The organism is Sphingomonas sp. SP5 (genome assembly GCF_058313455.1).
On sequence record NZ_JBZFLF010000005.1, the window covers coordinates 325,061 to 351,953 of the forward strand.

20 protein-coding genes are annotated in these 26,893 nt (G+C 66.7%); 12 read left to right on the forward strand and 8 right to left on the reverse strand.

From position 1 onward, the window contains the following. Window positions 1-30: 30 nt before the first annotated feature. The gene (gene purD / locus AC4GY7_RS14395) at window positions 31-1,290 is read right to left on the reverse strand and encodes a phosphoribosylamine--glycine ligase (protein WP_491115311.1); all 1,260 of its coding nucleotides are present in this window, start codon (window positions 1,288-1,290) and stop codon (window positions 31-33) included. Between purD and xseA the strand changes: the two genes are divergently transcribed. From xseA to AC4GY7_RS14420, 5 genes are all read left to right on the forward strand, one after another. Next, window positions 1,289-2,722: an exodeoxyribonuclease VII large subunit gene (xseA, locus tag AC4GY7_RS14400; protein WP_491115313.1), complete on the forward strand. Its 1,434-nt coding sequence runs from the start codon at window positions 1,289-1,291 to the stop codon at window positions 2,720-2,722. The two genes, purD and xseA, sit on opposite strands and share 2 nt — an antisense overlap. 12 nt (window positions 2,723-2,734) lie before the next feature. Beyond that, the gene (locus AC4GY7_RS14405; protein WP_491115315.1) at window positions 2,735-2,935 is read left to right on the forward strand and encodes a DUF2093 domain-containing protein; all 201 of its coding nucleotides are present in this window, start codon (window positions 2,735-2,737) and stop codon (window positions 2,933-2,935) included. After that, window positions 2,932-3,786, forward strand: coding sequence for a M23 family metallopeptidase (locus AC4GY7_RS14410; protein ID WP_491115317.1), 855 nt, complete (start codon window positions 2,932-2,934; stop codon window positions 3,784-3,786). The genes AC4GY7_RS14405 and AC4GY7_RS14410 overlap by 4 nt, the downstream gene beginning before the upstream one ends. Before the next feature lie 275 nt (window positions 3,787-4,061). Beyond that, window positions 4,062-7,178, forward strand: a complete 3,117-nt coding sequence (locus AC4GY7_RS14415; RefSeq protein WP_491115319.1) for a TonB-dependent receptor domain-containing protein — start codon at window positions 4,062-4,064, stop codon at window positions 7,176-7,178. Window positions 7,179-7,684: 506 nt separating this feature from the next. Beyond that, window positions 7,685-10,933, forward strand: a complete 3,249-nt coding sequence (locus AC4GY7_RS14420) for a TonB-dependent receptor (RefSeq protein ID WP_491115321.1) — start codon at window positions 7,685-7,687, stop codon at window positions 10,931-10,933. Here the strand turns inward: AC4GY7_RS14420 and clpB are convergent. Beyond that, on the reverse strand, window positions 10,825-13,404 hold the full coding sequence (gene clpB / locus AC4GY7_RS14425) for an ATP-dependent chaperone ClpB (protein ID WP_491115323.1): 2,580 nt from the start codon (window positions 13,402-13,404) through the stop codon (window positions 10,825-10,827). The two genes, AC4GY7_RS14420 and clpB, sit on opposite strands and share 109 nt — an antisense overlap. Before the next feature lie 168 nt (window positions 13,405-13,572). Between clpB and AC4GY7_RS14430 the strand changes: the two genes are divergently transcribed. The 3 genes from AC4GY7_RS14430 (at window position 13,573) to AC4GY7_RS14440 (ending at window position 18,779) form a co-directional block, all read left to right on the forward strand. Next, the gene (locus AC4GY7_RS14430; RefSeq protein WP_491115325.1) at window positions 13,573-16,425 is read left to right on the forward strand and encodes a M16 family metallopeptidase; all 2,853 of its coding nucleotides are present in this window, start codon (window positions 13,573-13,575) and stop codon (window positions 16,423-16,425) included. A gap of 11 nt (window positions 16,426-16,436) precedes the next feature. Further along, complete coding sequence (locus tag AC4GY7_RS14435; RefSeq protein WP_443583592.1) at window positions 16,437-16,736, forward strand: hypothetical protein; 300 nt, start codon at window positions 16,437-16,439, stop codon at window positions 16,734-16,736. A gap of 129 nt (window positions 16,737-16,865) precedes the next feature. Beyond that, window positions 16,866-18,779 (forward strand): CocE/NonD family hydrolase, encoded by a 1,914-nt coding sequence (locus tag AC4GY7_RS14440; protein WP_491115328.1) that lies wholly within the window; start codon window positions 16,866-16,868, stop codon window positions 18,777-18,779. A 136-nt stretch (window positions 18,780-18,915) separates the two neighbouring features. Here the strand turns inward: AC4GY7_RS14440 and AC4GY7_RS14445 are convergent, their stop codons facing one another. The 6 genes from AC4GY7_RS14445 to AC4GY7_RS14470 form a co-directional block, all read right to left on the reverse strand. Then, the gene (locus AC4GY7_RS14445; RefSeq protein WP_491115330.1) at window positions 18,916-19,971 is read right to left on the reverse strand and encodes a 5-(carboxyamino)imidazole ribonucleotide synthase; all 1,056 of its coding nucleotides are present in this window, start codon (window positions 19,969-19,971) and stop codon (window positions 18,916-18,918) included. Further along, on the reverse strand, window positions 19,971-20,465 hold the full coding sequence (gene purE / locus AC4GY7_RS14450; protein WP_443583589.1) for a 5-(carboxyamino)imidazole ribonucleotide mutase: 495 nt from the start codon (window positions 20,463-20,465) through the stop codon (window positions 19,971-19,973). Before purE ends, AC4GY7_RS14445 begins: the two co-directional genes overlap by 1 nt. A 106-nt stretch (window positions 20,466-20,571) precedes the next feature. Beyond that, entirely contained in the window at window positions 20,572-21,258 is a 687-nt protein-coding gene (gene gpmA / locus AC4GY7_RS14455) for a 2,3-diphosphoglycerate-dependent phosphoglycerate mutase (protein WP_491115333.1), read from the reverse strand. Continuing rightward, window positions 21,246-21,719 (reverse strand): GNAT family N-acetyltransferase, encoded by a 474-nt coding sequence (locus tag AC4GY7_RS14460; protein ID WP_491115335.1) that lies wholly within the window; start codon window positions 21,717-21,719, stop codon window positions 21,246-21,248. Before AC4GY7_RS14460 ends, gpmA begins: the two co-directional genes overlap by 13 nt. After that, window positions 21,719-22,828 (reverse strand): M14 family metallopeptidase, encoded by a 1,110-nt coding sequence (locus tag AC4GY7_RS14465; RefSeq protein ID WP_491115337.1) that lies wholly within the window; start codon window positions 22,826-22,828, stop codon window positions 21,719-21,721. Before AC4GY7_RS14465 ends, AC4GY7_RS14460 begins: the two co-directional genes overlap by 1 nt. A 9-nt stretch (window positions 22,829-22,837) precedes the next feature. After that, complete coding sequence (locus AC4GY7_RS14470) at window positions 22,838-23,440, reverse strand: DUF4136 domain-containing protein (protein WP_491115339.1); 603 nt, start codon at window positions 23,438-23,440, stop codon at window positions 22,838-22,840. A 138-nt stretch (window positions 23,441-23,578) separates the two neighbouring features. Here AC4GY7_RS14470 and ykgO point away from each other — a divergent pair, with 138 nt between their 5' ends. The 4 genes from ykgO to AC4GY7_RS14490 all read left to right on the forward strand — a co-directional run bounded on the left by ykgO (window position 23,579) and on the right by AC4GY7_RS14490 (window position 26,608). Further along, entirely contained in the window at window positions 23,579-23,704 is a 126-nt protein-coding gene (gene ykgO / locus AC4GY7_RS14475) for a type B 50S ribosomal protein L36 (RefSeq protein ID WP_003046794.1), read from the forward strand. 5 nt (window positions 23,705-23,709) lie between these two features. Next, window positions 23,710-24,327: an HAD family hydrolase gene (locus tag AC4GY7_RS14480; protein ID WP_491115349.1), complete on the forward strand. Its 618-nt coding sequence runs from the start codon at window positions 23,710-23,712 to the stop codon at window positions 24,325-24,327. A 394-nt stretch (window positions 24,328-24,721) separates the two neighbouring features. After that, a complete protein-coding gene (locus AC4GY7_RS14485; RefSeq protein WP_443583584.1) occupies window positions 24,722-26,035 on the forward strand; it encodes a cystathionine gamma-synthase family protein in 1,314 nt (437 codons plus the stop codon). A 57-nt stretch (window positions 26,036-26,092) separates the two neighbouring features. Beyond that, window positions 26,093-26,608, forward strand: coding sequence for a phosphoribosyltransferase (locus tag AC4GY7_RS14490; RefSeq protein ID WP_491115352.1), 516 nt, complete (start codon window positions 26,093-26,095; stop codon window positions 26,606-26,608). The last annotated feature ends 285 nt before the right edge of the window (window positions 26,609-26,893 follow it).

A 26,893-nucleotide genomic window follows, 5' to 3' on the forward strand; every position in this document is an offset into this window, starting at 1 on the left:
CCGGAGCGATCCGGCGGGCCTTTTGTCGTTCTACCGCGCCAGTTCGCGCCAGCCGATGTCGCGGCGGCAGAAGCCATCCGCAAAGTCGATCGCGTCGACGCCGCGATAGGCCGCATCGCGGGCGGCACGGATGTCGGGCCCGCCGGCGGTCACCGCCAGCACGCGCCCGCCGGCGGCGACCAGCGTCTCGCCCGCCTGTCGCGTTCCCGCCTGGAATACGACCGCACCGCCGGCCTCTGCCCGGTCGATGCCGCGGATCGCGCCGCCGGCGCGCGGCGTTCCCGGATAGCCCGCCGCCGCCACGACCACCGTCATCGCGACATCGTCGGCGAAGTGGGCATCCCCGACCTCGGCGAGCCGCTCCTCGGCCACCGCCAGCATCAGGGCGAGCAGGTCGCCCTGGAACCGCAGCATCAGCACCTGGCATTCCGGGTCGCCGAACCGCGCGTTATATTCGATCAGCTTGGGGCCGGTCGCGGTCAGCATCAGCCCGGCGTACAGCACGCCGCTGAACGGCGTGCCGTCCTCGGCCAGCGCCCTGACGGTCGGCGCCACGATCTCGGCGATGGCGCGTGCTTCTAGTTCGGCGGTCAGCACGGGGGCGGGGCTATAGGCGCCCATGCCGCCGGTGTTGGGGCCGGTATCGCCCTCGCCGACGCGCTTGTGGTCCTGCGCGCTGCCGAAGGGGAGCAGCGCGGTGCCGTCGGTCAGGACGAACAGGCTCGCCTCCTCGCCGTCGAGGAATTCCTCCAGCACGACGGGCGCATCGCCGCCGGCGAACATCGCGTCGAAGGCGGCGGCCGCCTCGGCTTCGCTGGTGGCGATCACCACGCCCTTGCCCGCGGCGAGCCCGTCCGCCTTGATGACGACGGGGTAGCTGAAGGTGCCGGCCAGCGCGGCCTCCGCCTCGGCGCGGCTGGCGACGCGGACATAGCCGGCGGTCGGGATGTCGGCGCGGCGGCACAGGTCCTTGGTGAAGCCCTTGGATCCTTCCAGCTGCGCCGCCGCCTTGTCCGGCCCGAACACGCGCACGCCGGCGGCGCGCAGGCTGTCGCCCAGGCCATCGACCAGCGGCGCCTCGGGGCCGATCACCACCAGCTCAACCACATGGCCGCGCACGAATTCCACCACCGCGCCGTGATCCGTCGCGTCCAGCGCCACGCAGGTCGCATGGGCCGCGATGCCGGGGTTGCCAGGCGCGGCATAGAGCGTATCGAGAGAGGGCGATTGTGCCAGTTTCCACGCCAGTGCGTGTTCGCGGCCGCCTGAGCCCAGCAGCAGGACGTTCATGCCCGATTTTCCCTTCGATACGTCAGCCGATCCCGGCGATGCCCGGCTGCTAGCCGAGGAGCACGCCGGCGACAACGCGCTCGCGCTGTCGGTCGGCGAGCTGAGCTTCAAGCTGAAGCGCATGGTGGAGGGCGAGTTCGGCCACGTCCGCCTGCGCGGCGAAATCTCGGGCTACAAGCGCGCCGCTTCCGGCCACGTCTATCTCGCGCTCAAGGACGATGCCGCGGTGATCGACGGCGTGATGTGGAAGGGGCAGGTGAACGCGCTCGCCTTCGCACCGCAGGACGGGATCGAGGTGATCGCGACCGGTAAGCTCACCACCTATCCGGGCCGCTCCAAATACCAGATCGTCATCGAGCGGATGGAACTGGCCGGCGCCGGCGCGCTGATGGCGCTGTTCGAGAAGCTGAAGGCGAAGCTGGCGGGCGAGGGCCTGTTCGAATCGGCGCGCAAGGTGCCGCTGCCCTATTTGCCGCGGACGATCGGCGTCGTCACCTCGCCCACCGGCGCGGTGATCCGCGACATCCTGCACCGGCTGGAGGATCGCTGCCCCAGCCACGTCATCGTCTGGCCGGTGAAGGTGCAGGGACAGGGCGCCGCCGAAGAGGTCGCCGCCGCGGTGCGCGGCTTCGACGCGCTGGCGCCGGGCGGCCCGGTGCCGCGGCCCGATCTGGTCATCGTCGCGCGCGGCGGCGGCTCGATCGAGGATCTGTGGGCGTTCAACGAAGAGGTCGTGGTGCGCGCCGTCGCCGGCTGTTCGATCCCGATCATCTCCGCGGTCGGGCATGAGACCGACACCACGCTGTGCGATTATGCCGCCGATCTACGCGCACCGACGCCGACCGCGGCGGCGGAGCTGGCGGTGCCGGTGCTCGCCGACCTGCGCTACACCATCCAGAGCCACGCCTCGCGGACGCAGCGCTGCGCCAACCGCTATGTCGAGCGCGGCCGCGAGCGGCTGGCCGCGACCGCGCGGTTGCTGCCGAAGCGCGATGCGCTGCTCGGCCCCCAGCGGCAGCGCGCCGACGAAACCGGGCAGCGGCTGACCCGCGGCCTGGAACGGCGCGTGACGCTGGCGCGCGGCGCGCTCGACCGCTCCGCCGGCGCGCTGCGGCCTGCGGTGCTCCAGCGCCAGGTCGATCGCGACCGCGACCGACTCGCCGCGACGTGGCGGCTGGTGCAGTCGCTCAATCCCGATGCGGTGCTCGATCGCGGTTACGCGCGGGTCACCACGCGGGAGGGGCAGACGCTCGCCTCGGCCGCCGCGGTACGGGGGGCGGGGGCGGTGACGCTCCGCTTCCGCGACGACAGCGTCGATGCGATCGTCGGCGATGCGCCCGCCGTGCCCGCCGCCGCCACGCCCGCCAAGGCCGAGCGCAAGCCCGCCAGGCCCACGGTCGCGGCCAAGGCCGACCAACCCACCCTGCTCTGATACGGACCTGCCATGCTCGTTTCCAATTCCGATCGCCCCGCGCGCCTGCACTACATGGCCAACGGGTTTCGCGTTCTCACCCCCGGCGACCATGTCGTCTGCGGCGTCAGCGGCGTGCGCATCCCGCTGGAGATGCTGCGCTATTGGAGCGTGGCGCGGCAGGAGGCCTTTGCGACCGCCGAACTCGCCAGCGAGGCGCTGGCACCGCGATGAAGCGCAGGTTCGCGCTCGCGTTGCTGGCGGCTGCGACGGCCTCCGGCAGCGTGGCGCAGCAGGCCGCGACGACCCGGCCTGTCGCCGCAGGCTTCCGCTGGACCGGCAATCCGACGCAAGGCGGATTGATCCTGGGCGAAGCGCCGGCCGGGGCGCAGGGCGTGACACTGGACGGCAAGGCGGTCGCTCTCGATCCCGATGGCGGCTTCGTCGCCGGCTTCGATCGCGACGCACCGGTCACCGCGACACTGGTGGCGACCTTCGCCGACGGTCGGCAGGCGGTGCAGGCTCTGGCGGTCGCGCCGCGCGCCTGGCGCATCGAACGGCTCGATCGCCTGCCGCGCTTCCCGGCGCCCGATCCGGTGATGGCACGGTTGCGCCCGGCCGAGCTCACCGCGATCGCCGCGGCGCGTGCGGTGGAGACGGACGCGGCCGGCTGGCGTCAGCCGTTCCATTGGCCGGCGACCGGGCGCATTTCCGGCCTGTTCGGCGCGCAGCGCATCTATCGCGGCGAGCCGGGCAGCTACCATTCGGGCATCGACATCGCGCGGCCGACCGGCACCCCGGTCGCGGCGCCGGCCGATGGCGTAGTGATCCTCGCCGCCGACCATCCCTTCACCCTGGAGGGCAACCTGCTGATGATCGACCATGGCCATGGCCTCAACAGCGCCTTCCTGCACCTGTCGCGGATCGACGTCGCGGTCGGCGATCACGTCCGCCAGGGCCAAGTGATCGGTGCGGTCGGGGCGAGCGGCCGGGCGACCGGGCCGCATCTCCACTGGAGCCTGCGCTGGCGCGATGCCCGGCTCGATCCGCTGCTCGTCGCCGGAGCGATGCCACCAACACCCTGACGCATGCTGGCGGCGGGATTCTGTCACTTTTGCCCGATGTGGCGGCAGTCTCCCGCAACCTTGCATATAAACGTGGCAGCTTCTGTGTCATTTTAGCGACACTCTACGTCAAAGGCGCGTCCCTTTCCTCGCGGCGCCTTTACAGCGAAATGTCAGCCCCGCATTCCTGTCGCATGTCTCTTGGGAGCCGCGCCGCGGCTTAGGGGGGCTTGGCAAAACCGGGGGGCACGCACCGTCACAACGGGCATGGCGATCCGGTCAAGCGAGGGAAAATCATGACCACGATGAATCGTTTGACGCGCAAGGCCGCGCTGCTCGCCGCAGCGACGCCGTTTGCGCTCCTGTGTGCGGGCGCCGTGTCCGCGCAGACCAGCGCCGCGCCGTCGGCCCCGCCGGCGACGCAGGACACCCTGCCTGCCGCGCAGCAGAATGCCGAAGCGCGCGCCGACCAGGGCGTGCTCCCCGAAACCACGACCGGCGACCAGTCCGGCGGCAACGACATCGTCGTCACCGGCTCGATCATCCGTGGTGCGGACGTCGGCCCGTCGCCGGTGTCGACCATCACCGCCGAGAATCTCGACGCGCGCGGCATCAACACCGTGCAGGCCGGCATCCAGGCGCTGTCGTCGAACAACGGCCCGGCGCTGACCAACTCGTTCACCGCCAACGGCGCGTTCGCCGGCGGTGCATCGTCGGTGTCGCTGCGCGGCCTGTCGACCAACTCGACGCTGGTGCTCTTCGACGGCCTGCGCGCCGCGTATTATCCGCTGTCGGACGACGGCACGCGCAACTTCGTCGACCTCAACACCATTCCCGACGACATCGTCGACCGTGTCGAAGTGCTGCGTGACGGCGCCTCGTCGAGCTACGGCGCCGACGCGATCGCGGGCGTGGTCAACATCATCACCAAGCGTTCGGTGAAGGGCGTTTCGGGCCGCGCGGAAGCCGGCATCTCGGAGCGCGGCTATAACGCCAACCAGCGCCTGACGCTGACCGCCGGCACCGGCGATCTCGACGAGCAGGGCTACAACGCCTATGTCAGCGGCTTCTACTATCGCAGCGAAGGCGTGCGATCGTCGCAGCTGCCCGGACGGTTCAACACCAGCGACGAACGCGGCATCTGCGGCAATCGCACCGGCACCACCGTCTGCGGTCCGAACAACATCTCCAACGGCCTGGACCAGAACAACCAGTTCACCAACGGCTTCGCGATCGGCACGCCGACCTTCTACGTCCGCCCGGCCGATGCCACCAACACCACCGCGCTCGGCCGCTACCAGCTGCTGAACCAGGCGGCGGGCTGCCGCGTCGGCACTCCGTACAACCCGACGGCCGCCGAACTGGCGCTGCCGATCAACGCCACCGCACCGGGCACCGTCTGCCAGGTCGACACGCAGAACCTGTACGGCAACGTGACGCCGGACATCGAGCGCTTCGGCGGTTCGGCGCGCTTCACCGCCAAGGTCGGCGACAGCTCGGAAGCCTATCTGCAGGTCAACTTCCAGCAGGCGACGACCAGCTACACCGGCATTCCGACGATCATCCGCGCGAATGCCCCGGCCGGCATCCTGTTCCCGCAATATTCGACCTCGCAGAATGCGACGCCGGCGATCGATCCCAATTCGGCGATCCTGGCGCTGCCGGTCTACATCTGCCCGCGCACCACGGTGGGCGCCTGCAACGCGACCAACGGCACGCTCAACCCGAACAACCCGTTCGCCCAGGCAGGTCAGGTCGCACGTCTCGTCGGTGCGCTGCCCGATTCGCGTGAATCGAGCCAGACCCGCAGCCGCGTCTATCGCGCCGCGTTCGGCATCAACGGCACGGTGTTCGACAATGTCGACTATCGCTTCGATGCGACCGCGATGCACACCGATCTGCGCCTCGAGCAGAACGGCTATGTCTACATCCAGCACCTGCTCGATGTGATCAAGGACGGCAGCTACAACTTCATCAACCCGGGCCTGAACAGCCAGGCGACGCGCGACTACCTGACGCCGACCAACATCACCAACGACAGCTCGGACCTGTTCCAGGCGCAGTTCACGCTGGGCAAGGCACTGTTCGCACTGCCGGGCGGCGACCTGCGCGTCGCGGTCGGCGGGTCGATCTTCTACGAAGCGATCGACGCACCCAGTGCCAACCCGGACACCAACGGTCCGACCCAGCGCTACTTCCGCCTGAACGCCTTCGGCACCAGCGGCAACCGCACCGTCTCGTCGGCCTTCTACGAGGTCAACGCGCCGATCCTCGACCAGCTGACGCTGAACGCCTCGGGTCGCTACGACCATTATTCGAGCGGCCAGAGCGCGTTCTCGCCCAAGTTCGGCGCGATCTTCAATCCGATCCGCCAGGTCACCGTCCGCGGCACCTACTCGCGCGGCTTCCGCATCCCCTCGTTCGGCGAGGCGAATGCGCTGCCCACCACGGGTTACGTGACGCAGTCGCTCAACAGCATCCCGGCGGCGTTCCTGCGCCAGTACAGCACCAATCCGGGCGCCAATCAGATCTGTTCGGCGGCAACGCCCAACTTCTGCTCGGCCTACATCACCTCCTATTCGATCGGCCAGACGACGCTCGCGTCGCCGAACCTCGACCCCGAGAAGTCGCGCAGCTTCACCGCCGGCATCAAGGTCGAGCCGGTGCGCGGCCTGTCGCTGACCGTCGACTATTACAACATCAAGAAGACCGGTGCGATCACCACGCCGGATCTGTCGCCGGCGATCGCGGCCTATTATGCGGGGCAGACGATCCCCACCGGCTTCGAGGTCATCGCGGACGCGGTCGACGTCAACAACCCGACCGCCACGCCGAAGATCGCCTTCGTCCGTTCGCAGCTGATCAACGCGCAGACGATCAAGTCGGAAGGTATCGATTTCGGTGCCAACGGCTTCATCGACTTCGGGTCGTTCAAGTGGAACACCAACCTCAACGCCAGCCTCATCCTTGAGCTGAGCACCACGGTTGACGGTGTGCGCCAGACCTATGTCGACACGCTCGGCAACTTCAACCTGACCGCCGGTTCGGGCACGTTCGAGTGGAAGGGCAACTGGGTCAACACCTTCGACTTCGGCGACTTCGCGCTGTCGGGGACCGTCAACTACACGTCGGGCTACGACCTGTCGGCGATGGACCAGGGCGATGCCTACAAGGACTGCGGCCAGGCGCCGGCCTACTATGGCTGCCGCGTGAAGAGCTACATCACGGCCGATGCGAACGCGAGCTTCAAGGTCAACGACAAGTTCACGTTCTACGTCAACGCCCTGAACATCTTCAATCGCCTGCCCCCGCTCGATCCGGTCACCTATGGCGCGTACCTGTACAACGCCGTGCAGGGCGGCGACGGCATCTTCGGCCGCCAGTACCGCGCGGGCGCCAAGTTCAACTTCTGATCCCGGTTCCACCGCGAACAGGGCAAGGGCGGGTCGCAAGACCCGCCCTTTTTTTGTGTTCTACACCCAAGCCCCGATCCATGTGCCGCCGGCGCGGGCTGCCTCCGGTCAAAAACGGGATTAACTAATACTGACAACACCTTGAGCAAAGTTCGTTACTAATCATCGCACGTTGGCCAGTCGTTCTGCTTCGCCGACAATTTCGCAACAATGGAGCGCTGTATTATTACGGTAAGTCACATGAATTGGGATGCGTGACATCAATCGCGATGCCATCCCGAGCATCGGAAGATCGCGCGATGTGCCGGAAAGTGTGATATTTTGCCCACGCCTGTTCAGGGATTGCAGTGATCTGCACAAAACATCTTTACGCTGCAACGCTCCACGGGGAATTATGTCCGTATTCGTCCTAAAGGTAGGGCGGTGCGGACGATCAGTCCGGCTCAACAAGGGGCTGTATAAAGATGGGACAGGGACGATTTGCACGCAGGATGCTGCGGAGCGGGGTGGCGCTCCGGGCGCTGACTGTGGTCGGAGCCGGCGCCGTCATGGTGTCTGGCGCAGCGCCTGCCATGGCGCAGGATGTCGCGTCGGCGTCATTGTCCGGCGTCGTACGTGATGCCAACGGAGGGTCGATCGCCAATGCAACGGTCGCGCTCCTGTCGACAGAGCGCGGCAACGAGCGGACGGTCACCACGAACGCTCAGGGTCAATTCTTCGTCCCGCAGCTTCCGTCGGGGGCATATTCGGTCACGATTACCGCCGCCGGCTATCGGACGACGCGCACGGACAACGTACAGGCGCAACTCGGCGGCGCATCATATACGTTCACGCTGAACCAAGGGACTACAGAGGCTAACGGCGACATCGTCGTCACCGGACGAGTGCGACGATCGGTCGACTTCGCATCGACGGCAACGGGCCAGGTATTCAACGTCCAGGAAACGGCCAAAACGCTGCCGGTCGCCCGCAATGCCACCGCGATCCAGCTGCTGGCACCTCAGGCCGTTCCGGGCGACCCCAATTTCGAGGACGGCGTTTCCTTAGGCGGTTCATCGGTGGCTGAGAATATCTATTACATCAATGGGATGAATATTACCAACTTCCGCACGTTCGTGGGTGGTACGACGATACCGTTCGAATTCTATGACTCCGTTCAAGTAAAAACGGGTGGCTATCAGGCTGAGTTCGGGCGCAACACCGGTGGTGCGGTCATCGCGCTTTCACGTTCCGGCACGAACGAGTTCCGGGGCGGGTATAATGTCTTTTACTCGCCAGATTGGGCTCGCAGCGATGCGCCAAACACCTATGCTGCCCACAATGCGCTCGATCAGCGCGACAATATCGAGGGGAACATCTGGGCATCCGGTCCAATCATCAAGGATCACCTGTTCTTCTTCGGCTTCCTCAACCCGCGCGATTTTTATCAGCAGGACACCTCGTGGTCACAGAAATTCAACGCGGCAGGCACTGCTTCGAATGGATTCTCCGACAACAACCGAGTGCAGCGGTTCCAAAACAATCCTTTTTACGGCGGCAAACTCGATTTGAACGTCATTGACGGTCAGCGCTTCGAATTGACGTACTTCAACGATTCCACCGATACGCTTATCCAGCAAACAGTCCTAAGCAGCAACACTACCTCCTCAACCCGTGAATTTTCGGGGGGATCAAACCTTATCGGAAAATATACGGGGAGCTTCACCGATTGGCTTACCGTTTCGGCGCTATACGGCCGATCGAAATTTAATCAAACGGTAGCCGGATCGGACGACGGGGTTCCATATGTGCTGGATGGTCGGTCGGGAACGCTGGTCTATGTAGCTGGTAATCCGAATGGCCAGATCGAAACGGGACGGGATCAGCGTGACGACTATCGTGTCGATGTCGATCTCAATTTCAACCTTCTTGGATCTCACCGTGTCCGGTTCGGCGGCGACTACGAAAAGCTGCAATCGGAAGCTAACACCATCTATTCCGGTGGTATCTACTATCGCTATTACCGGACGGGAGCCGGCGGTGGCACCGTCAACCAGACGGCTGTACCCGGCAACACCGACTATGTACGTGCGCGGACCTATGTGTCGGGCGGCAGCTTCCGTACCACGAACACTGCATTCTATATTCAGGACTCCTGGGACCCGACGGATAGGCTGAACCTCAACCTCGGGCTGCGGTACGACAAGTTCGAGAACTTCAACGCATCTGGCAAATCGTTCATTCTGTTGGATAAGCAATTTGCACCGCGTGTCGGTTTCTCTTATGATCTGTTCGGTGATCGTACGACCAGCCTCAAGGGATTCTACGGTCGATACTACTTGCCTGTTGCTGCTAACACCAACATACGGTTGGCTGGTAACGAGTCGTTCATCGAGAACTATTACTATTTCACCGGGAATCTGGTGAACCCCACGTTGGGGCAAAAGATCGGCGGGCAGAATGTTCTGTCCGACGCGTCCAATGTCGATCCACGCACCCTGGTGACCCAGAACCTCAAGCCGCAGTATATGGATGAGTTCATCATCGGGCTTGAGCGGCGATTTGGCGGCAATTGGAAAGCCAACGTCAATGGCGTCTATCGCAAGCTGGGTGCTGTTCTCGAAGATTCGGATTTCCGATACTCGATTACGGCCTTCTGCCGGACGCAGAACATGGCCGGGTGCAATGCCAGCACCGCTCCGACCGGCACGCTGTCATCGACGTTCCCGGGCAGGGTTGCACCGTCCCTGAACGGTGCGACTATCGGAAGCGGCGGTTATCTGTTGATCAACCCGGGTCGCGATGTGGTGGTCGATGTCGATCTGCAGAACAACGGCACCCTGACCAAGCTGACGATTCCTGCGGCGTTCACCCAGTTGCCGAAGGCGCAGCGGATCTACAAAGCCATGGAATTCGGCATCGAGCGCGAGGTCGACGGTCAATGGGGTGTAAGGGGCTCATATGTCTTGAGTTCCAGCGTCGGCAACTACGAAGGCGGCGTGAAATCGGACAACGGGCAGGATGACACGGGTCTTACGCAGGATTTCGACGAACCCGGCTGGATGGATGGCTCGTACGGCTATCTGCCCAATCATCGCCGTCACACATTGAAGCTGTACGGATCGTATAAGGCAACTGATCGCATTCTCTTGGGCTTCAACGGTGTGCTCGCCTCGCCGCGCAAGTTCGGCTGCATCGGAACCTACCCTTATGCAGACGGCCGGGCGGCAGTGACATCGGCCGCATCTTGGTACTGTTCGAACCCGGCGGCGACAGGGCTGCCGCTCGCATCTGGATCGACGCCGACGTTGAGTGATCCGGGTTACACGGCGGCGAAGTTGATTGGCCGTGGACGTGCGTTCGAAAGTGATTGGTTGAAGCAGATCGACGTCAGCGTCCAGTATCAAGTGCCGATTGCCGGTCTGAGGGGGTTGACCCTGCGAGTTGATGCCTTCAACCTTCTGAACAATCACTCGGGCATAAACTATAATGCCTTGGGTGATCTCGATACTCGTACGGCATCCAACCCAAACTATGGTAAGATCACCGACTACCAGGCCCCCCCGTTATGTTCGGTTCGGCATGTCGATGGACTTCTAACACCACGGTTGCTTAAGTGCATCGAGGGGGCATGCCGCCGGCATGCCCCCTTTTTACTGGCGCTCTATCACCCCACCGACAACGCCAGCTTTCCGTCCCCCTCGTCCACCCGCACCGTCGCGCCGTCCTTCACCGCGCCGCGCAGGATCAGTTCGGCCAGCGGGTCCTGCAGGTAGCGCTGGACCGCGCGTTTCAGCGGGCGGGCGCCATAGACGGGGTCGTAGCCGACGCGGCCCAGCCAGTCGCGTGCCGCATCGGTCAGGTCCAGCGTCACCTTGCGGTCGGCGAGCAACCGGCCGACGCGGGCGACCTGGATGTCGACGATCGGGGCCATGTGGCTCTGGCCCAGGCGGTGGAACAGGATCACCTCGTCCAGCCGGTTGAGGAACTCGGGCCGGAAATGGGCGCGAACGATCTCCATCACCTGCGGCTCGACCGTCTCGACGTCCTGCCCTTCCTCCAGGTTCGCCAGATACTGGCTGCCGAGATTGCTGGTGAGGATGATGAGCGTGTTGCTGAAATCGACCGTGCGGCCCTGCCCGTCGGTGAGGCGCCCGTCGTCGAGCATCTGCAGCAGCACGTTGAAGACGTCGCCGTGCGCCTTTTCCACCTCGTCGAACAGCACGACCTGATAGGGCCGGCGCCGCACCGCCTCGGTCAGCACGCCGCCCTCTTCATAGCCGACATAGCCGGGAGGCGCGCCGATCAGGCGGGCGACCGCGTGCTTCTCCATGAACTCGCTCATGTCGATGCGGACCATGGCGTTGGGATCGTCGAACAGGAATTCGGCCAACGCCTTGGTGAGCTCGGTCTTACCGACGCCGGTCGGCCCCAGGAACAGGAACGAGCCGAGCGGGCGGTTGGGGTCCTGCAAGCCGGCCCGCGCGCGGCGGACGGCGGTGGAGACGGCGCGCACCGCATCGGCCTGGCCGATCACGCGCTTGCCGATCACCTCCTCCATCTTGAGCAGCTTCTCGCGCTCGCCCTCCAGCATGCGGTCGACGGGCACGCCGGTCCAGCGGCTGACCACCGCGGCGATATCGTCGCTGGTCACCTCCTCGCGCAGCATCGCGCCCTGGGTGGCGCCCTGCGCCTCGGCGAGCTGCTTCTCCAGCGCCGGGATGCGGCCGTAGGAGAGCTCGCCCGCCCGGGCGAGATCGCCGCCGCGCTGCGCCTGGTCGAGTTCGAGCCGCGCGGCATCGAGCTGCTCCTTCAGCTTCGCTTCGCCGGCGATCTTGTCCTTTTCCGCCTGCCAGCGGGCGGTCAGCTCGGCCGATTGCTGTTCCAGGTTGGCCAGTTCGCCCTCCAGCGTCTCCAGCCGGTCGATCGAGGCGGCGTCGGTCTCGCGGCGCAGCCCCTCGCGCTCGATCTTGAGGCGCAGGATGCGGCGGTCGAGCGTCTCGATCTCCTCGGGCTTTGATTCCACCTCCATGCGGATGCGGCTGGCGGCCTCGTCCATCAGGTCGATCGCCTTGTCGGGCAGGAAGCGGTCGGTGATGTAGCGGTTGGAGAGCGTCGCCGCCGACACCAGCGCGCCGTCGGTGATCCGCACCCCGTGGTGCATCTCGTACTTGTCCTTGAGGCCGCGCAGGATGCTGATCGTGTCCTCGACGGTCGGTTCGCCGACGAACACCGGCTGGAACCGCCGCTGCAGCGCCGGGTCCTTTTCGACGTACTTGCGATATTCGTCGAGCGTGGTCGCGCCGACGCAATGCAGTTCGCCGCGGGCGAGCGCGGGTTTCAGCAGGTTGCCGGCGTCCATCGCGCCTTCCGACTTGCCCGCGCCGATCAGCGTGTGCATCTCGTCGATGAACAGGACGATGTCGCCCTCGGCGGCCTTCACCTCGTCGAGCACGCCCTTCAGCCGCTCCTCGAACTCGCCGCGGTATTTCGCGCCCGCGATCAGCGCGCCCATGTCGAGCGCCATCAGCCGGCGGTCCTTCAGCGTGTCGGGCACGTCGCCATTGGCGATGCGCAGCGCCAGGCCCTCGGCGATCGCGGTCTTGCCGACGCCGGGTTCGCCGATCAGCGCCGGGTTGTTCTTGGTGCGGCGGGCGAGGATCTGGATGGTGCGGCGGATCTCCTCGTCGCGGCCGATCACGGGATCGAGCTTGCCGTCGCGCGCCGCCTGGGTCAGATCGCGGGCGAACTTCTTGAGGGCATCGTAGCGATCCTCGGCCGATGCGGTGTCCGCGGTGCGGCCGCCGCGCAGATCGTTGATCGCGGCGTTCAGCCCCTCGGCGGTGACGCCGGCGGTCTTCAGCGCCTTGCCCGCAGCATTGGTCTGCGCCAGCGCGAGCGCCAGCAGCAGCCGTTCGACGGTGACGTAGCTGTCACCCGCCTTTTGCGCGACCTGCTCCGCCTGGTCGAGGACGCGGACGGTGTCGTTGTCGAGCCCCGGCGTCTGTTGCGCGCCCGATCCGGACACCACCGGCAGCCTGGCGAGCGCCGCATCGGTTTCGCCGGTGGCGCGACGGGCATCGCCGCCGGCCGCCTGGATCAGTCCGGCGGCCATGCCCTGCTCGTCCTCCAGCAGGGCTTTCAGGATATGCTCCGGCGTGATCCGCTGATGGTTCATGCGGATCGCGACGGTCTGCGCCGACTGGAGGAAGCCCTTGGCGCGGTCGGTGAATTTTTCGAGGTTCATGGTGGCCCCTGATCGTGTTCCGACGCGATATGGTGTTGCCATTGTGCAACACAAGTGTGACGGCCAGGCCAGATCGGACTTTTTCCGGATGCCGCTTGCCAGCCGTCCCTCGACCGTTATGCTCAACCCATACAGTCGTTCAAGACTACCGGGGAAGGGTTCCACATCATGACGAAGTTCTTCGCGCTGGCCGGCGTCGCATCGATCGCGCTTGCCGTGCCCGCGTCCGCGTCCGCCCAGACGGCACCGCCTGCGCAGGTGAAGGCCGCGCCGGTGTCGGCACTCGTCCGCGCGATCGACATCCCCTATCAGGAATTCCGGCTGAAGAACGGCCTGCGGGTCATCGTCCATACCGATCGCAAGGCGCCGGTGGTGGCGGTCAGCGTCTGGTACGACGTCGGCTCCAAGCACGAGCCGAAGGGCTCGACCGGTTTCGCGCACCTGTTCGAACATCTGATGTTCAACGGTTCGGAGAATGCGCCGGGCGACTTCTTCGGGCCGCTGAAGGAAGTCGGCGCGACCGATTTCAACGGCACCACCTATTACGATCGCACCAATTATTTCGAGACGGTGCCGACCGCCGCGCTGCCGCGCGCGCTGTTCCTCGAATCGGATCGCATGGGCCATCTGCTCGGCGCGATCACGCAGGGCGTGCTCGACGAGCAGCGCGGCGTCGTCCAGAACGAGAAGCGGCAGGGTGACAATCGCCCCTATGGCCTGCTCGACTATGCGGTGACGGAGGGGCTGTATCCGACCACGCACCCCTATGGCCACGACACGATCGGCTCGATGGAGGACCTCGACGCCGCGACGCTCGACACGGTGAAGACCTGGTTCCGCAGCCATTATGGCCCCAACAATGCGGTGCTGGTGCTTGCCGGCGACATCGACGTCGCCACCGCCAGGCCGATGGTCGAAAAATATTTCGGCGATATCGCGTCGGGTCCGAAGAGCGAGCTGCCCGCCGCGCCGGTGGTCACGCTGCCCTCGCCCAGGACGGTGACGTTGAAGGATCGCGTTGCCGCGACGATGATCACCCGCAACTGGTCGGTGCCCGGGCTGAACGACAAGGATACGCCCTCGCTGGAGGTCGCCGCCGGCATCCTGGGGGGCATGGCCTCGTCGCGCTTCGCCAACGAACTGGTGCGCAAGGAAAAGCTGTTCACCTCGCTGTCCGCCGACGACAGCGCCTTTGCGCAGGTCGGCACCTTCACCATCAACGGGCTGGTGCGCCCCGGCGTCGAACCGGCGCTGGCATCGAAGCGCCTGGACGAGGTTCTCGCCGATTTCCTGCGGACCGGCCCGACCCAGGACGAGGTGTCGCGCTATGTCACCAGCACCATCGCCGGAACCGTGCGCGGACTGGAAGCGGTCGGCGGCTTCGGCGGCAAGGCGACCGCGCTTGCCGAGGGCGCGCTCTATTCGAACGATCCCGGCTTCTACAAGAAGCACCTCGCCGCGCTGGCCGCGCAGACGCCGGCCAGCGTGAAGGCGGCCGCCGACAAATGGCTGTCGCGCCCGGCACTGACTGTGGATGTCATACCCGGTGCACGCGATGCCTATGCCGAGGCCAAGGTGCCGCCGAAGAAGGACGTGGTCGCCGCCCCCGAACAGCCGGTGAAGGGCACGCGCGGGCCGATCCCGGCGATGGGCCAGGTCACCGCGCTGACGTTCCCCAAGGTCGAGCGCACGCGCCTGTCGAACGGGATCGAGATCGTCTATGCGCAGCGCAACGCCGTGCCGGTGACGCAGGCGGTGCTGAGCTTCGATGCCGGCTATGCCGCGGACGTGCCCAACAAGCTCGGAACGCAGCAGCTTGCGGTAGGCATGCTCGACGAGGGCACCGAGCATTATGACGTCAACACGCTCGCCGAAGCGCGCGAGCGGCTGGGCATGGGCCTGGGAACCAGCAGCAGCAACGATCGCAGCACAGTGACGATGGGTGTCCCAAGCGTCAATCTCGCGCCGGCGCTGGACCTGTTCGCCGAGGTCGCACGGCATCCCGCTTATGCCCCCGCCGAGGTGGCGCGCGTCAAGGCGCAGCAGATCGCCGGCATCCAGCAGGAACTGACCAACCCCGGCGCGCTGGCGCAGCGGATGACCACCCGCATTCTCGCCGCCGGCACGCCCTATGCCAAGGCGCAGGGCAGCGGCGATCCGGTCGCCGTCGCCTCGCTGACCCCGGCGGACCTGCGCGCATTCCAGCATGCCTGGCTGCGGCCCGACAAGGCCAAGCTGTTCGTCGTGTCCGACCGGCCGCTCGCCGAGGTGAAGGCGGCGCTGGAGTCCCGCTTCGGCGACTGGAAGTCGGAGGGCGCGGCCGGCACCAAGACCTTCGGCGCGGCGCAGACGCCGATCACCCCCGGCATCGTGCTGATCGACCGGCCGGATAGCCCGCAGTCGATGATCGTCGGCGGCCAGCGCACGGGCCTCAAGGGCACCGACGACATGCTCGTCCTCAACACGGTGAACGATGCGCTGGGCGGCAGCTTCCTCAGCCGCATCAACATGGACCTGCGCGAGGAGAAGCATTGGTCCTACGGCGCCAGCGGTCGTTTCCAGACCGTGGAATATGCTGCGCCCTATGTCGTCTCCGCCGGCGTGCAGGCGGACAAGACGGGGCCGTCGATCGCCTCCGCGGCGGAGGACATCAAGCAGTTCGTGACGACCAAGCCGATGACCGACAACGAGTTCAAGCTGGCGATCGCCGACGCGGTGCTGAAGCTGCCCGGCCAGTTCGAAACCTCCCCGGCGGTGCTGAGCGCGATGCAGGCCAACGACCTCTACAAGCGGCCGGACGATTATTACGCCACGCTGGGCGCGCGGTATCGGGCGATGACGCTGCCCGGACTGCGTGCGGCGGCGGCGAAGACGATCGATCCGGCCAGGATCACCTGGATCGTCGTCGGCGACGCGGCCAAGGTGAAGCCGCAGCTTGACAGCCTGGGCCTGCCGGTCGAGGTCGTGCCGGCAAGTGCGGTGGCCGGCGCATCCGCCGGCGCCGCGCCCGCAGCGCAATAAGGAGAGTTACGATGGCAGATGTCGACGGCAGCTGGGACTGCACCGTGAAATCGCCGCTGGGCGACCAGAACCTGACGCTGACCGTCAAGAGCGACGGCGCGAGCTTCACCGGCACCGCCTCGGGCGCAATGGGGTCGAGCGACGTGTCGGGCGAGGTCGACGGCAACACGGTGCGCTGGAAGCAGCAGATGACCGTGCCGATGCCGATGACGCTTGATTGCGAGGCGACGGCCGAGGGCGACACGCTGACCGGCACCGTCGGTGCCGGCGCGTTCGGCAGCTTCCCGCTGTCGGGCAAGCGCACGGGGTGAGCATAGTATCGTCATCCCGGCGCATGCCGGGATGACGGCCAGGCCTTTGACACGCGAGCAATAATCGCGAAACATTGCGGCTCGCCTTCTCCCGAAGGCGGGCCGCTTCGTTATGGGATGCCCCTCGCCATGATCCGTCCGCTTCTCGCCGCCTGCGCCCCCGTCGCCCTGCTGGCTGCCCTTGCCGGCGCGTCCGCCGGCCTGGCGCAGAAGAGCTATGACGAGCGCCCCGCCAGGCTCGCGCCCCGCGACGCGAACTATGAATATACCCGCAAGGTCGTCGATATCCGGATGCGCGACGGGGTGAAGCTCCACACGGTGATCGTGATGCGCAAGGGGACGAAGGATGCCGGCATCCTGCTGACCCGCACGCCCTATGATGCCGAGGGACAGACCAAGCCCGATACCGGCAGCTTCGCCGGCGTGCTGTCGCACGGCGACGGACCGTGGGACGTGATCGCCGCCGACGGTTATATCCGCGTCATCCAGGACGTGCGCGGCATGCACGGCAGCGAGGGCATTACGCTGATGAACCCGACGCCGGCGGGTTCGCCCAACAATCCGACCAAGACCGACGATGCCACCGACACCTACGACACGATCGCCTGGCTGGTGAAGAACGTGCCGGAAACCAACGGCCGCGTCGGCATCAGCGGCATCAGCTATGACGGCTTCCTGCCGCTGATGGCGCTCATCAACCCGCACCCGGCGCTCAAGGTGTCGGTGCCGATGAACCCGATGGTCGACGGCTGGCGCGGCGACGACTGGTTCCACAACGGCGCGTTCCGCCAGGTCGGCCTGTCCTACCTGCTCGGCCAGCAGGGCACGCGCGATGCCGGCACGCCGTGGATCACCGACACCGCCGACGATTACGAATACTGGCTGAAGAACGTCTCGGCCGGTGCCGTGGCGAAGGCGCAGGGCGTCGACCAGGCGTCGGGCTTCTACCGCAAGATGGCCGCGCACCCCGCCTACGATGCCTTCTGGCAAAGCGCCGCGATGGATCGCATCCTCGCGCGCGAGCCGCTCAAGGTGCCGACGATGCTCGTCGCCGGCCTGTGGGACCAGGAGGATATCTACGGCGCCCCCGCCGTCTATCGCGCGCTCGAACCCAAGGACACCGCGAACGATAAGGTCTTCCTGACGCTCGGCCCCTGGTATCACGGGCAGGAGATCCGCGACGGCAGCAGCCTCGGCGCGATCAAATGGGATTCGGACACCGCGAAATGGTGGCGCTGGCAGGTGCTGCGGCCGTTCCTGGCGCATTATCTCAAGAGCGACCAGCCGGCGATGGACGTGGCGCCGGTCACCGCCTTCCAGTCCGGCACCAACCAGTGGCAGCGGCTGCAGGCCTGGACGCAGCCGACGCCGACGCCCTTGTACCTGAAACCCGGCGGCAGCCTCGGCTTCGCGGCCGCAGGCGGCGCGGCGCAGACCGCGGACTATCTGTCCGATCCCGCCAACCCCGTCTCCTATCGCGTGCGGCCGACCAGGCCGACCGATGCGGCGGGCTCGACGTGGCGCTACTGGCTGGTCGACGACCAGCGCCCGCTCTCCGGCCGCCCCGACGTGCTGACCTTCACCAGCGACGTGCTGACCGCACCGGTGACGATCGCCGGCACGCCGCAGGTCCACCTCACCGCATCGACCAGCGGCACCGACAGCGACTGGGTGGTCAAGCTGATCGACGTCTACCCTGACGTGATGCCGCGCCAGGAGGAGATGGCGGGCTATCAACTCGGCATCGCCATGGACATCTTCCGCGGCCGCTATCGCGAGGACCTGGCCGTGGCGAAGCCGCTGACGCCTAACGCGCCGCTCAAATACGCCTTCGCGCTGCCCGAGACGAACCACGTCTTCCTGCCCGGCCACCGCATCATGGTGCAGGTGCAGTCGAGCTGGTTCCCGCTCTACGACCGCAATCCGCAGACGTTCGTACCGAACATCTTCAACGCGCAGGCGAAGGATTACGTGAAGGCGACGCAGAAGGTGACGGTGGCGGGGCCGGACGCGAGCTACATCGACCTGCCGGTGGTGCGATAGGGACTCATCCACACCGAAGGAAACGTCGCTCCAGCGCAGGCTCAGGCTGGGGCCTCGATCGGCTCATGCCCTGTGCTGTTACAAGCAGATCCCAGCCTGCGCTGGGATGACGGCCGATGGATCAGGCGTCACGCGTTTAGCGCGAGACGCGGGTGATATGGCCCATCTTGCGGCCGGGCCGTGCGGTGCCCTTGCCATAGAGGTGAAGGTGCGCGCCCGCCTCGGCCAGGGCGGGCTGCCAGGGATCGTCGCCGATCAGATTCTCCAGCGCCACGCCGCGCCCGGTCAGCGCGGTGCTGCCGAGCGGCAGGCCGCAGATCGCGCGGATGTGGTTTTCGAACTGAGAGGTCTCGGCGCCCTCGATCGTCCAATGTCCCGAATTGTGAACGCGCGGCGCCATCTCGTTGAACACCGGCCCATCGCGGCCGACGAAGAATTCGCAGGCGAGCACGCCGACGTAATCGAGATCGGCGGCGATGCGGCAGGCGAGCGCCGTCGCCTCCTCCGCCTGATCCAGCACCGCCTGCGGCGCCGGCACGGTCGAGCTGCGCAGGATCGCGTCACGGTGGACGTTGTGCGGCGGATCGTAGCGCACCGTCGCGCCATCCTGCCCGCGCGCGATCAGGATCGAGAATTCATGGCTGAAGTCGACGAACGCCTCGAGCACGGCAGGGCCGCCGATCGCCTCCCATGCCGCGTCCGCGTCGCCGGGCGTGTGCAGCCGCGCCTGCCCCTTGCCGTCATAGCCGAAGCGCGCGGTCTTGAGCACCGCGGGCGTGCCGACATGCTCCAACGCGGTCGCCAGGCTGTCGCGGCTGTCCACCGCTGCCCAGCGCGCCGGCCGGCCGCCGACCTGCTCGACGAAGCGCTTTTCCGCGATCCGCTCCTGCGCCGCCGCCAGCGCGCGGGGATGCGGGTGAACGGGAACGCGCTCTGCCAGCCATTCGACGGGGGCGAGCGCAATATTCTCGAACTCGTAGGTCACCACGTCGCACGCCGCCGCGAAATCGGCGAGGACGATGCGGTTGTGGTAATCGGCGCGGGTCAGGCTGGACGCCGTCTGCGCCGCCACGCTCTCGCGATCTGGGGCGAGGACATGGGTGCGATAGCCGAGCTGCGCCGCGGCGATGGCGAGCATGCGCCCCAGCTGACCGCCGCCCAGGATGCCGATGGTGCTGCCGGGCGCGAGCATCAGGCGGGCTCGCCCTCGGGATGGATCGCGACGGCGTCGGTCTGCCGCTGCCGCCACGCCTGCAACCGCTGCGACAGCGCCGCGTCGTGCGTCGCCAGGATCGCCGCGGCGAGCAGCCCGGCGTTGGTCGCGCCCGCCTTGCCGATCGCGAGCGTGCCGACGGGGATGCCGGCGGGCATCTGCACGATCGACAGCAGGCTGTCCTGCCCGGACAGCGCCTTGCTCTGCACCGGCACGCCGAGCACCGGCAGGTGCGTCATCGCCGCCGCCATGCCGGGGAGGTGCGCCGCGCCGCCGGCCCCGGCGATCACCACCTTCAGCCCGCGATCCGCGGCGCCCTTGGCATAATCGTAGAGGCGATCGGGGGTGCGATGCGCGGACACGACGCGCGTCTCATGCGCCACCCCCAGCTCGGCGAGCACGTCCGCGGCGCCGCGCATCGTCTCCCAATCCGACGTGGAACCCATGATGATGCCGACCAGCGGAGTATCCATCGCGCGCACCTAGCGGGGGAGGGGAGGGAGGGCAATGTTTGCGCTCCCGCCGAATTGCCACAAAGGTTCGTCATCCCCGTCTGCGCGGGGATGACGGAAGAAGGCGTCAACGCTCGTTCAAGTAATACCGGTCGGTCGCGTTCAGCGCGTCGTCCAGTTCGTAGACGATCGGCTGGCCGGTCGGGATCTCCAGCCCGGTGATCTCGTCGTCCGGGATGTTGGACAGGTGCTTCACCAGCGCACGCAGCGAGTTGCCGTGCGCGGAGATCAGTACCCGCTGCCCGTCCTTCAGCGCCGGTGCGATCCGCTCCTCCCAATAGGGCAACACGCGCGCGATCGTGTCCTTCAGGCTCTCGGTCGAAGGAATCGTGATGCCGGCATAGCGGCGGTCCTGCGACAGGTCGTAGGGGCTGCCCGGCTCCAGCACCGGCGGCGGCACGTCGAAGCTGCGGCGCCAGATATGCACCTGCTCGTCGCCATGCTTCGCCGCCGTCTCCGCCTTGTCGAGCCCGGTGAGGCCGCCGTAATGGCGCTCGTTCAGCCGCCAGTCCTTCTCGGTCGGCAGCCACAGCCGCCCCATCGCCTCCAGCGCCAGGTTCAGCGTCTTGATCGCCCGCGTCTGCAGCGAGGTGAAGGTCATGTCGAAATCGAGGCCCTTCGCCGCCATCAGCTCGCCCGCCGCGCGCGCCTCCGCCGCCCCCTTTTCGGTGACGTCGACATCCCACCAGCCGGTGAAGCGGTTTTCGAGGTTCCAGCTGGACTGGCCGTGGCGGATGAGGACTAGGCGAGGCATGGCGGCTCCCGTAGGTCGAGGGTCAGAAACTGGTTGTGCGGGCTGGGTCGATAGTCGGCGAACGGGCCGGTGTCGATGAAACCGACGCTGCGATAGAGCGCGACGGCGGGGGCGTGCAGCGCGGCGGTGCCTGTTTCCAGGCTCAGGCGATCATAGCCACGCGCCCCTGCTTCGGCGATCACATGCCGGATCAACGCCCGGCCCACTCCGGTCCGGCGCGCATCAGGTGCGGCACGCATCGACTTCACCTCACCGTGGCCCGGATCGAGGTGTTTTAGCGCTACGAACCCGGCAAGACTATCGTCGCGCCACGCCGTCCAGAACGTCACCTCCGGCACGGACAATCCCGTCGCATCCAGTGCGAAAGCATATTCCGCCATATGACCGCGCAATTCGCGCAGATGATGCGCGAGCAGATCCGCGACATGCGCGGCGGCAGGATCGTCCCGTCGGATGTCCATCAGATCTCGTCGATCATCCCGGCCAGCACCTCCAGGCACGATACCGCCAGCGCCTTGCTGCGGTCCGGCGACCAGCCCTGTTCGGCATCCGGATTGGGATCGTGATCCTTGAACGGCATCTCCAGCGTCACCGACACGGCGCCGAACCGCTGCGCCAGCTGGTTGGTCGACATGGAAAGGTTGGCGTTGCCCGCGCTCGACTTCTCATAGCCCTTTTCCGTCTGGAAATCGGGGGTGTGCTCGGCAAGTCGGTGACCGAAGGCGTAGAATTTGGCGCCGTGGTCCTCGGTCCAGTTCGGGATGCCTTCGTAGCCGGCGATGAAATTGGCCGGAATCGCCTCGTCACCGTGCACGTCGATCGCAAAGGCGACGCCGGTTTCGTCCATTGCATTGCGCACGCACAGCACCTCAGGGCTGCGCTCCGCCGAGGGCGCGTGCCATTCGCGGTTGAGGTTGACGCCCGCCGCATTGGTACGCAGGTGGCCACGGCGCGTGCCATCGGGGTTCATGTTGGGGACGACATGCACCGTCGCCTTGGCGAGCAAGGGCGCCGCGGCTTCGCTGGTCAGCCAGTCGAGCGCCCCCTCCATCCACCATTCGGCCATCGATTCACCGGGGTGCTGGCGCGCATAGAGCCACACCGGCTTGGGGCCGTCGCCGAACCGGAAATAGTCGATCGCCTGCCCGTCGAGCGACTGGCCGAGTTCGCGATGCGTCACGCCCGGACGCTGCGCGATGCGCGCGACCAGATCCTCGTGCATCTCCATCGTATAGGGCGCGAAATAGGCGAACCAGGCCAGCTCGCCCTCCACCCGATGGTCGAACGACAGCACGCCGTCAGCGTAGGACGTGTCGATCATCCGCCACGTGGTGCGATCGCTGCTGGCGCGCGTGCGATAGCCCGGCCAGCCGAACGGATAGGCGGATTGGCCGGCGTTGACGATGCGGAAGGTGAGATGCCGTCCACACGCGCCCGCGACGCGGAAATAGAACCATTGAAAGAAGTCCGACTGGTGATCGCGCATGATCTCCAGGTCGACGCGGTCGCCTTGGATGGCCACGACACGGATGTTGCCGCCGTCGAAGGCGGCGTTGATGCTGATCGTCATGGCGCTGGCTTACCGGACAGAGATGGTGCGGCCGGACTGGCCGGGGAACCCGGTGAACAGCGCATGGGCGAGCCGCCCGGCCTGTTCGTCGGCGCGCTTTAAATCGCTGATCCCCTGCGCCTTGCCTTCCCAGATCGGCGACTGGTCGACCCGGCGCTTGATCGTCACCGCGAGTTCCGCGACCAGCAGCTCGGTCGGCCGCCGCTTGCCGATCGGGAAGCTGACGCCGCCGCCCAGGCCGACGCCGCCGCCGCGCCAGCCGCCGCTGTAGCCGCCGCCGCCGATGCCGATGCTGACCGGCGACTGGCGCGGCGGCCCTTCGCGGCTGGTGCGGGTGAAGCCCACGGTGGCGACGTAATCGGGCATCGCGCCCTGCGCCGGCACGCTGTAGCCCGCCTTCAGCAATTCGGTCTGCACCGCGGCGGCATAGGTCTTGAACTCCAGGCTGGCCGGGGCGCCGCCCGACAGCGGCTCCACCGCGATCGTGCCGCGCGGAATGGGATCGCCCAGATGGTAGCGGATCACGTCCGTCGGCGGCAGCGCCGCGGTGGTCGTGCACCCGGCAAGCGCGGCGGCGCCGAGGCCGAGGGCCAGGAACGGACGGATGGTCATGACGGGTGCGGCCTCTGTGCTACGTTGCGATGGGGAAACGCTCTAACGGCATCCACGTTGCTTGACTATTGCAGCCTTGGCCCCTACCCGCTCGCGCTTTCACCGACACCGTCAATCTCGAAAAGAAGCGAATCGATCATGAAGATCCGCAATAGCCTGAAGTCGCTCAAGGACCGTCATCGCGACAACCGCGTGATCCGTCGCCGCGGCCGCACCTACGTCATCAACAAGACCAACCGCCGCTTCAAGGCGCGTCAGGGCTGAACCTTTTGGGTCAGCCCACGGCCGTCATTTTTGACGTCGGCCGGGTCTTGTACGACTGGGATCCGCGGATCCTCTACGGGCGCCTGATCGACGACGATCGGGCGCTCGACGCGTTCCTGCGCGACGTCGTGACGCACGATTGGCATTTCCAGCATGATGCCGGACGCGACTTCGCCGATACCTCGGCGGAGCTCGTCGCGCTGTACCCCGAGCATGCCGAGCTGATCGCCGCCTGGGGACCGCGCTTCCTCGAAAGCATCGGCGATCCCATGCCGGGAATGCACGCGCTGGTCGACGAACTGGAGGCGGCGGACGTGCCGCTCTACGCGATCACCAATTTCAGCCACGAATTCTGGCCGCCGTTCCGCGCGCGCGAAGCCGCGATGTTCGATCGCTTCCGCGACGTCGTCGTATCGGGCGTCGAGAAGCTGGTGAAGCCCGATCCCGCGATTTACCGCCTGGCGCTCGACCGCTTCGGGCTGGAGGCGGCGCGCACGGTCTTCATCGACGACAACGCCGCCAACATCGCCGGCGCGCAAGACGTCGGACTGATCGCGCTGCACTTCACCGGCGAACCCAGGCTGCGCGGCGAATTGCAGGCGCTCGGGCTGCTCCAAAGCTGAAATCGACACTCGCCGTGCTGCTTCCTTCCCTCTCCTATCCAGAGAGGGCGATCGCATATGGCTGGGACGGCTGCCGGGCTCGGGTGAAGGGGCATGCCATCCCAGTAGCCTCCGTCACCCCGGACTTGGTCCGGGGTCCACCGTGCCGCAAAACCCATAGCGTATGGGTGTGCGGCACGGTGGATGCCGGACCAAGCCCGGCATGACGGAGGAAGGGAGAACACCATCCCAGATCAGGCAGCCCATATGCGATAGCCTGCCTGTCCAGGAGACAGGGATGAAAGTCCGGATTTGAAAGTCGAGTTGCTCTGACCCCGCCGATCCCGCCGCGTGCGGCAGATGGTGTCATTCGATACGATCCGCCGCTATGCTCTCCCGCAACAAGGAGAGTGGAATGCCCGACGAAGCAGAACTGACCGGCGTTGCCGGCAACAGCCCCGCCCCGAGCCCGGAGCGGATCGGCCAGCGCAAGCTGAAGCCCGCAACGATGATGATGGGCCACGGCTTCGATCCCGCTCTGTCGGAAGGGTCGCTGAAGCCGCCGATCTTCCTCACCTCCACCTTCGTCTTCCCCAATGCCGCGGCGGGCAAGCGGCATTTCGAGGGGGTGACCGGCAAGCGGCCCGGCGGCGCGGAGGGCCTCGTCTATTCGCGCTTCAACGGTCCGAATCAGGAAATCCTCGAAGACCGCCTCGCCATCTGGGAAGAGGCGGAGGATGCGCTCGCCTTCTCATCCGGCATGTCGGCGATCGCGACGCTGTTCCTCGCCATGACCAAGCCGGGCGACACCATCGTCCATTCCGGCCCGCTCTATGCCGCGACCGAGACGCTGATCGGCCGCATCCTCGGCAAATTCGGGGTGAAGTGGCTCGATTTTCCCGCCGGCGCGACGCGTGAGGAAATCGACGCGGTGCTGCGCGAAGCGGCGACCGGCAACGTCGCGCTGATCTATCTCGAAAGCCCCGCCAACCCGACCAACGCGCTGGTCGATATCGAGGCGGTGGCGGCAAGCCGCGATGCGATCTTCACCGATGCCGCCGCCCGGCCGCCGATCGCGATCGACAACACCTTCCTGGGGCCGCTCTGGCAGCGGCCGCTGCACCATGGCGCGGATATCGTCGTCTACAGCCTCACCAAATATGCCGGCGGCCATTCCGATCTCGTCGCGGGCGGCGTGCTGGGGACGAAGGCGCACATCGACACGATCCGCTCGATGCGCAACACGATCGGGACGATCTGCGATCCCAACACCGCCTGGATGCTGCTGCGCAGCCTCGAGACGCTGGAACTGCGGATGAGCCGGGCGGGCGAGAATGCCGCCAAAGTCTGCGCCTTCCTGCGCCAGCACCCCAAGGTGGAGCGCGTCGGCTATCTCGGCTTCCTGCCCGACACGCCGGGCATGGAGCGGCAGGCGGATATCTATCGCCGGCATTGCACCGGCGCGGGCTCGACCTTCTCGCTGCTGGTGAAGGGCGGCGAGGCGGAGGCGTTCCGCTTCCTCGACGCGCTGCGCATCGCCAAGCTCGCCGTGTCGCTCGGCGGCACCGAGACGCTCGCCAGCCACCCCGCCGCAATGACGCACCTGTCGGTGCCGGAGGCGCGCAAGGCGGCGCTCGGCATCACCGACAATCTGGTGCGCATCTCGATCGGGGTGGAGGATGCCGACGACCTGATCGCGGATTTCGACCAGGCGCTCGCCGGCATGTGACCGGCGCGGCGGAGCCCGACGGGTTCCGCCGCCGCTGCGGTGTGCTACGGGATCGCGATGCCTGTCTTCACCCCCATCGCACATGCGGAATTCGTCGGCGCCGTCCAGGCGCTGGCGGACGCGATCATGGCCGATCCCCGGCGCCCCGATGTCCTCGTCGGCATCGGCCGCGGCGGCCTCGCGCCGGCGGTGTACCTCAGCCACGCCACCGGGCTGCCGATGCTGTCGGTGGATTATTCCAGCGCGGTCGAGGATTTCGCCGAGGGCGCGCTGGTGCGACTGGCCGAACGGACGCAGGCGGGCGAGCGGCTGTTGTTCGTCGACGACATCAACGATTCGGGGCGGACGATCGGGCGCATCCGCGCCGCGCTCGCCGCCGCGGGTGCGCCGCGGGGTGCGGTGCGCTTCGCCACGCTGATCGACAACATCCGCTCCGCCGAACGCGTCGACCACGCCGCCCGGACGATCGATCGCGATGTGACCAAGGACTGGTTCGTCTTCCCGTGGGAAGCGGTCGCCCCGCAAGCGAGCATCGCCGAGGACGCCGCCGAGGTGCCGGACCGCATCGCCTGACGCGCACGCCCGATCCGCCCCGGAACAGGAGGGCGATGGCATAGGGCTGGGATGGCTGCTGGTTTCGGGGGAGGGGGCAGGCCATCCCGCTGTTCCCCGTCACCCCGGACGTGTTCCGGGGTCCACCGTGCCGCGAACCAGGAGCGTGTTGGCGTGCGGCATCCGTGGATGCCGGACCGAGTCCGGCATTGTCTGTTGGAAAGAGTGTAGGGAGGGGACGTTCCGCGATGAGCGGGATGCCCGGGTCGGGTGGCCACCCGACCCGGGCGCGGACAGCGTGACCGT

Bases quoted from the DNA above. Each gene is read 5' to 3' on its own strand.
- xseA (WP_491115313.1), top strand. From the start codon at position 1,289: ATGCCCGATTTTCCCTTCGATACGTCAGCCGATCCCGGCGATGCCCGG.
- purD (WP_491115311.1), bottom strand. From the start codon at position 1,290: ATGAACGTCCTGCTGCTGGGCTCAGGCGGCCGCGAACACGCACTGGCG.
- AC4GY7_RS14405 (WP_491115315.1), top strand. From the start codon at position 2,735: ATGCTCGTTTCCAATTCCGATCGCCCCGCGCGCCTGCACTACATGGCC.
- AC4GY7_RS14410 (WP_491115317.1), top strand. From the start codon at position 2,932: ATGAAGCGCAGGTTCGCGCTCGCGTTGCTGGCGGCTGCGACGGCCTCC.
- AC4GY7_RS14415 (WP_491115319.1), top strand. From the start codon at position 4,062: ATGACCACGATGAATCGTTTGACGCGCAAGGCCGCGCTGCTCGCCGCA.
- clpB (WP_491115323.1), bottom strand. From the start codon at position 13,404: ATGAACCTCGAAAAATTCACCGACCGCGCCAAGGGCTTCCTCCAGTCG.
- AC4GY7_RS14430 (WP_491115325.1), top strand. From the start codon at position 13,573: ATGACGAAGTTCTTCGCGCTGGCCGGCGTCGCATCGATCGCGCTTGCC.
- AC4GY7_RS14435 (WP_443583592.1), top strand. From the start codon at position 16,437: ATGGCAGATGTCGACGGCAGCTGGGACTGCACCGTGAAATCGCCGCTG.
- AC4GY7_RS14440 (WP_491115328.1), top strand. From the start codon at position 16,866: ATGATCCGTCCGCTTCTCGCCGCCTGCGCCCCCGTCGCCCTGCTGGCT.
- AC4GY7_RS14445 (WP_491115330.1), bottom strand. From the start codon at position 19,971: ATGCTCGCGCCCGGCAGCACCATCGGCATCCTGGGCGGCGGTCAGCTG.
- purE (WP_443583589.1), bottom strand. From the start codon at position 20,465: ATGGATACTCCGCTGGTCGGCATCATCATGGGTTCCACGTCGGATTGG.
- gpmA (WP_491115333.1), bottom strand. From the start codon at position 21,258: ATGCCTCGCCTAGTCCTCATCCGCCACGGCCAGTCCAGCTGGAACCTC.
- AC4GY7_RS14460 (WP_491115335.1), bottom strand. From the start codon at position 21,719: ATGGACATCCGACGGGACGATCCTGCCGCCGCGCATGTCGCGGATCTG.
- AC4GY7_RS14465 (WP_491115337.1), bottom strand. From the start codon at position 22,828: ATGACGATCAGCATCAACGCCGCCTTCGACGGCGGCAACATCCGTGTC.
- AC4GY7_RS14470 (WP_491115339.1), bottom strand. From the start codon at position 23,440: ATGACCATCCGTCCGTTCCTGGCCCTCGGCCTCGGCGCCGCCGCGCTT.
- ykgO (WP_003046794.1), top strand. From the start codon at position 23,579: ATGAAGATCCGCAATAGCCTGAAGTCGCTCAAGGACCGTCATCGCGAC.
- AC4GY7_RS14485 (WP_443583584.1), top strand. From the start codon at position 24,722: ATGCCCGACGAAGCAGAACTGACCGGCGTTGCCGGCAACAGCCCCGCC.
- AC4GY7_RS14490 (WP_491115352.1), top strand. From the start codon at position 26,093: ATGCCTGTCTTCACCCCCATCGCACATGCGGAATTCGTCGGCGCCGTC.